The 6,012-nt window shown below is 69.3% G+C and carries 5 protein-coding genes; 4 read left to right on the forward strand and 1 reads right to left on the reverse strand.

Features of this window, described 5'->3' with window-relative positions:
- Positions 1 to 5: 5 nt before the first annotated feature.
- Complete coding sequence (locus ACLQ2R_RS33935; protein WP_425965503.1) at positions 6 to 1,373, reverse strand: extracellular solute-binding protein; 1,368 nt, start codon at positions 1,371 to 1,373, stop codon at positions 6 to 8.
- A gap of 449 nt (positions 1,374 to 1,822) precedes the next feature.
- On the opposite strand from ACLQ2R_RS33935, the gene ACLQ2R_RS33940 reads away from it, so the two are divergent.
- From ACLQ2R_RS33940 to ACLQ2R_RS33955, 4 genes are all read left to right on the forward strand, one after another.
- A complete protein-coding gene (locus ACLQ2R_RS33940; protein WP_425965504.1) occupies positions 1,823 to 2,566 on the forward strand; it encodes a GntR family transcriptional regulator in 744 nt (247 codons plus the stop codon).
- A gap of 87 nt (positions 2,567 to 2,653) precedes the next feature.
- On the forward strand, positions 2,654 to 3,223 hold the full coding sequence (locus ACLQ2R_RS33945; RefSeq protein WP_425965505.1) for a DJ-1/PfpI family protein: 570 nt from the start codon (positions 2,654 to 2,656) through the stop codon (positions 3,221 to 3,223).
- A 19-nt stretch (positions 3,224 to 3,242) separates the two neighbouring features.
- The gene (locus tag ACLQ2R_RS33950; RefSeq protein ID WP_425965506.1) at positions 3,243 to 4,064 is read left to right on the forward strand and encodes an alpha/beta fold hydrolase; all 822 of its coding nucleotides are present in this window, start codon (positions 3,243 to 3,245) and stop codon (positions 4,062 to 4,064) included.
- Positions 4,065 to 4,544: 480 nt separating this feature from the next.
- On the forward strand, positions 4,545 to 5,897 hold the full coding sequence (locus ACLQ2R_RS33955; RefSeq protein ID WP_425965507.1) for a ricin-type beta-trefoil lectin domain protein: 1,353 nt from the start codon (positions 4,545 to 4,547) through the stop codon (positions 5,895 to 5,897).
- Positions 5,898 to 6,012: the final 115 nt, after the last annotated feature.

Genomic DNA, 6,012 nt, shown 5'->3' on the forward strand with positions numbered 1-6,012 from the left:
GTCACTCACAGTCCGCCGCCGCCCTTGCGGTTGCCGGAGTCGAGGACGCCCTGCTGGTCCTTGGCGATGGCGTCGAGCGCCTCCTTCGGCGTCTTCGCGCCGTTGAGGGCCGCGTTCACGTTGGTGTTCTCGATGTCGACGAGGCGCGCGTACTCGGGGACGTTCCACATGTCCCGCATCCGCGAGACCGAGTCGGCGTACACCTTGTTGAACGGCCCGGCGTTGAGGAACTCCGACGACTCCAGGGCGTCGGTACGCGACGGCACGCCACCGGCGGCGGCCCACTTCTTCTGGATGTCGGCCTGCTCGAACCACTTCATGAAGTTCAGGGCCTCGGCCTGGTTCGCCGCGGCGGAATAGGCCGACACGTGCATCCCCATGCCGCCCAGAGGCACCAGGTTCGTCTTCTGGCTCGGCAGGGTGGCGAAACCCAGCTTGCCGAGGATCTGCTCCCGCGAGGTGCCGAGCGTCGACTGCTTGGGGTCGAGCAGGCCGCCGCTCGCGGCGATCCAGTTGAACGCGATGCACGCCTTGCCCTGGGCGACCGCCGCGTTCACCTCGTCGATGAACCAGTTGCCGGAGCCCTTGGCGGTCAGCGGCTTCATCTTGTTGACCAGGACGTCCATCGCCTCCTGGCCCGCGGTGTCGTTGATGACGCCGTCGATCTTGCGCGCCTTGGGATCCCAGAGGTTGCCGCCGTAGACGCCGTTGACCGTGTTGTAGGTCACGGCCGCGGCGTCGGAGCCGTTGGCCTGGTGGAAGGCCAGGCCGCTGACGCCGGGGTTGTCCGCCTGGCACTTCGCGGCGACCGAGATCATCTCGTCCCACGTCTGCGGCGGCTTGTCGCCGATCAGGTCCTTGCGGTAGATCATCGTCCAGGTGTCGCCGAGCAGCGGCAGCCCGTACAGGCTGGCGTTCTCGTCGCGCTTGCCGGTCTCGGCCTGGGGGTACTGGCCGTAGGCCGCCAGGAGGTACGGATTGTAGGCCTTGACGTCGATGTTCTTCTTGACGAAGTCGGTGAGGTCGAGGATGTTGCCGTTCGTCACGGCCTCGCCGATGTGCTGGGAGTCCAGGATCGGGATGTCGAAGTCGGTCTTGTGCGCCGCGAACTGGGTGAACATCGCGTCGTGCCAGTTGGCGTTCGGCACGGTGTTGACCTTGATGGTCACGTTCGGCCGCCCCTTGGCGTACTCCGCGTTCGCGAAGTCCTCCAGCGCGTGGGCGGGGGGCCAGTCGAACCAGATGAAGCTGAGGGTCAGCGGGTCCTTGGTGAGCTCCGGGACGTCCGCCGGCGCCTTCGGGGCGCCCGCCTTCGCGCCCTCGTCCTGGCCGCCGCAGGCCGCCAGGGTCGTGGCCACCAACATGGCCGCCATCGCCAGCTGCGCCTTTCGGCGAGGAACGGACAGTCGTCCTGCTCGCGTGGGATACCGCATCTTCTTGCCTGCTTTCTGGGGGACCTGTGAAGCCTTGCTGCGTGCTTCTCCGGACGGTTGCCGGGTCGTTCAGGCGTACCGCCGGCCGTCGCGGGGACTGACCCGCGGACCGGCGTCACGAGTACGCCGCGATGTAATGGGGCTTCAGGCAGTCGAGAGGTCCTTCGGTCCCTTGCGGCCCGGTGGAGAATCGAGGAGGACGTCGAGCATGCTCATGGGAGCACCGACTGATCGAGGCGGAGCGATGGCGGGCGGTTCCGCGATGGGTGAAGGATGGCCGGCATCCGCCACCTTTCCTATACGATCCGAGTTGGGGGCGTCAACATCCAGCAGCATTACGACCGACGCCGGCACGTTCCCGAAGACGCAGGAAAGGACCTCACGTCACGATGGACGACGAAGCGACGATCGCGCGGCGCCGTGGGGCCACGACGGGCGGAACGCCGCCCGGAAGATCTCGCGGCCGGCTTGCCGACGAGGTGTACGACACGCTGCTCGGGCAGCTGATGTCGCTACGGATCGAGCCCGGCTCCCGCGTCACGATCGACGCCCTGGCCCGGGAGCTGGGGGTCTCGCAGACGCCGATCCGAGACGCCCTGAACCGCATGGAGGCCGAGGGCCTGGTCGTGCGCGTGCCCCATGCCGGCTATCGCATTCCCCCCCAGATCACCCGTCACCGATTCGAGGACATGCTGGAGATCCGCCTGCTCCTCGAGCCGGCGGCGGCGCGCAGATCCGCAGAACGCGCCTCGTCGAAGCAGGTGGCCGGCCTGCGACGGATGCTGGAGGAGATGGAGGAGCTGGAGGGGGGCGACGGGCCCCTGGCCTACGGCGCCTTCGGGCTGCGCGACGCCGCCTTTCACGATCTCGTCGCCCTGAGCGCGGGCAACCAGGTCATCCGCGAAGCGCTCGCCCGCCTGCACGCGCACGTGCACCTGTTCCGGCTTCTGCACGACACCCAGGTCACCCACCTGGCCATGGCCGAGCACGAGGAGGTCCTGGCCGCGATCGCCACGCGCGACCCCGACGCCGCCGCCTACGCCATGCGCCGGCACATCCTGCTGTCCGGCGAGCGGTTCCGGCGGTTGTTCGACGAGGCCGAGGGCGCGCGGGGAATGGCGGTGGGGACTTGACGGGCGGGCCGGGCCCGGTAATGCTGACCCAATCGGATCGGATTGGATCGGATCCACCTCACCCGCTCCAGATGCGAGGAGAAGTAGGTGCCCAGAGCGCTGCTCCTGACCGGCGACGCCGCCGAGGAGCTCGACACCATGTATCCCTACTATCGCGTGCAGGAGGGCGGCTGGGAGGTCGACGTCTCGTCACGGACGATGCGTGACATTCAGCTGGTCATCCACGAGTTCGACCCCGACTCCGACGCCTACGTGGAGAAGAACGGCCGGAAGCTGCCGGTCGACGTGCCCTGGGCCGAGGTCGACGTCGAGCGCTATGACGCCCTCATCATCCCCGGGGGACGCGCCCCCGAGTGGATCCGGGTCGACGCCGACGTCAGGCGCATCACCGAGCACTTCTTCGCGCGCGACCTCCCGATCGCGCTGGTGTGCCACGGCGCGCAGGTACCGGCCGTGTACGGGCTGCTGAAGGGCCGGAAGACGGCGTGCTTCCCCCCCATCACCGGCGACATGGAGAACGCGGGCGCGACGGTCGTCGACGCTCCCGACGTCGTGGACGGCAACCTCGTCTCCTGCCGGGGGTGGCCTGACATGCCGAAATTCGGCAAGGCGATGATGGAGGTCTTCTCGAAGTCCGTCGCATCCTCGCCGGCATGAGCACACCGGGCCCGTCCCGGTGACGGCGCCCCGGACCGTCGTCGTCGAGGGCTCCCCCGTCCACGTCACCGAGAGCGGCACCGGGCCCGCGGTGCTGATGCTGCACGGCTCCGGACCCGGTACGACCGGATCCGGGGCCTGGGCGGCGACGGCACAGGCGCTGGGCACGTCCTGGCACGTGGTGGCTCCCGACCAGGCGGGGTTCGGCCGCACACCGCTCCCGGCGGGCTCCAGGGGCGGGCTCCGGCTGTGGACGGAGCAGGCCGCGGGCCTGATGGACGCCCTCGACATCGGGCACTACGCCGTGGTGGGCCACTCCATGGGCGGTGCCGTGGCGCTGGCGCTGGCGGCCGCGCGTCCCCGGCAGGTCACCGGTGTCGTGGCGGTCTCGACGATGGGCGCCCCCGGGGCGCCGCTGTCCGCCGAGCTCGACGCGATCTGGGCCGCCCCCGCCGGCCCGGCGGGGGCACGGGACATGCTGGGCCGCCTCGTCCTCGACCAGGCGCTCGTGACCGAGCCTGCCGTCGCCGCCCGTGCGGCCGCGATGCGAGCGGGAGCGGCCGCGTTCGCGTCGTTGTTCCCTCCACCCCGGGCACGCTGGGCCGACGACCTCACCCTCCCGGCGCGAACGCTGGCGGGAATCCGCGCGCCCGTGCTGCTCGTCCACGGCGCCCAGGACCGGGTCACCCCGCTCACGACGGCGGCCCTGCCCCTGCTCGGACACCTGGCCGATGTCCGTCTGCACGTGCTCGGCCGATGCGGGCACGTGCCGGCGATCGAGCACCCGCACGACTTCCGGCGGCTCCTGTCGTGCTTCCTCGGCCGGGGGCGGGGTCACTGAACCACCGCGGCAGGCCCGCGGCCCGCGCGACCCAGGACCGGTCGACGCCGGCCGAAATTATCGGAACTCTTCCGAAACTTATGGGCCGGACGCAATGCGCGTGACTCCGGCATTCCATGATCATAATTGAGGGCCGCCGCCTTTCGCCCGGCACGCGGGACCTGCCGGCCACGAAAGTTTCATCCTGTGCGCCGGGAGCGGGCGCGAGCCTTCCCTGGCCGGCGCACACAAGGGCGCGCCCCGCGGACCCGGCGTCCGGGACCGCGGGGCAGGTCGCTTGACATCCGCGATCAGGTCATATTTGCTCCCTTGCACCACCCCCGTACGGCGCAAACGGCGTACCGATGAATCCTGATTCATGTTAGCGCTCACACCCCGATTCCGGTTTCGCGGACCCGCGCATTCGATGCCACTGATGGAAAGGAACGCAACACATGCCTTTATCGTCGGTCCGGTTCCTGCGGCCAGAAGGAATCACAAATGGTGAAGCATAGGTCCGTCCTCGCGACCGTGGCGCTCGCCGCGGCTTTCGTCCTGCTGACAGGGCACGCGGCGATGAGCAGCGGCGCAGGAGCCTCGGCCACCACCGCCGCCGCGCTCGCGGGAACCGCGGGATGCGGAAAGAACCCGACACTGAGCAGCGGAACACACACCATTCAGTCCGGCGGAAAGAATCGCAGCTTCATCCTGCGAATTCCCGCGAACTACAACAACAACACCCCCTACCGCCTGATCTTCGGCATCCACTGGCTGAACGGCACCATGAACGACGTCGACTCCGGCGGAAGCAGCGGAGCCTCCTGGTCCTATTACGGACAGCGGCAGTTGTCGAACAACACCGCCATCTTCATCTCGCCGCAGGGTCTCAACAACGGCTGGGCCAACTCCAACGGCGAGGACGTCACCCTCTTCGACGACATCATGCGACGGGTGGAGGCGGACCTCTGCGTCGACCCCTCGCTGCGTTTCGCCATGGGGTTCAGCTACGGCGGCGGCATGAGCTTCTCCCTCGCGTGCAGCCGCGCGACGGTCTTCCGCGCGGTCGCCGTGTTCGCCGGCGCGCAACTCAGCGGATGCAGCGGCGGCACCCAGCCCATCGCCTACATGGGACTGCACGGCATCACCGACAGCGTCCTCAACATCTCGCAAGGACGGACGCTGCGGGACAGATTCGTCCGCAACAACGGCTGTACCGCCCAGAACCCGCCCGAACCGGCCTCGGGCAGCCGGACGCACGTCGTCACCGCCTACTCCGGCTGCCAGGCCGGATACCCGGTCGTCTGGGCCGCCTACGACAACGGCCACACGCCCGCCCCGGTGGACGGGACCTACACCGAGAACGGCGCCCAGACCTGGACCAAGACAGAGGTGTGGAAGTTCATCTCCCAGTTCCAGAGCACCTCCACACCCACCCCGACGCCCACCCCGACCGTCACCCCGACGCCCACCCCGACCCCCACGACCAGCTTCCGCCTGCGCAACGAGGCCGCCGGGCGCTGCGTCGACTCCCCCAACAGCGCCAGCGCCAACGGCACCCAGCTGCAGATCTACGACTGCCACACCAACGCCAACCAGCTCTTCAGCCACGGCTCCGGCAGACTCCAACTGCTCGGCAAATGCCTGGACTCCCCCACGAACGCGGGCCCCGGCACCCGCGTGCAACTGTGGGACTGCCACACCAACAGCAACCAGCAGTGGACCATGAACTCCAACGGCACCGTGACCAGCGGCGCCGGCAACCTCTGCCTCAACGTCACCGGCACCGGCAACACCTCCGCCGTGACCGTCGCCACGTGCAACGGCCAGGCCACCCAGAGATGGACCCGGGCATGACCGCCTCGTAGCCGACGCCGTTCGCGGTCCGGGCGACCTCGCCCGGACCGCGAACCCGCGGCGCGGGGTTCGCCCGCTCGGGGGACCCGCCGCCCCTGGTACATGCGGGCCCCGC

It is taken from the genome of Streptosporangium sp. DT93, assembly GCF_049844535.1.
GTDB lineage: Bacteria > Actinomycetota > Actinomycetes > Streptosporangiales > Streptosporangiaceae > Streptosporangium.

Excerpts from the sequence above, each read along its gene's own strand:
- ACLQ2R_RS33940 (WP_425965504.1), top strand. The coding sequence starts at position 1,823 with ATGGACGACGAAGCGACGATCGCGCGGCGCCGTGGGGCCACGACGGGC.
- ACLQ2R_RS33935 (WP_425965503.1), bottom strand. The coding sequence starts at position 1,373 with ATGGCGGCCATGTTGGTGGCCACGACCCTGGCGGCCTGCGGCGGCCAG.
- ACLQ2R_RS33955 (WP_425965507.1), top strand. The coding sequence starts at position 4,545 with ATGGTGAAGCATAGGTCCGTCCTCGCGACCGTGGCGCTCGCCGCGGCT.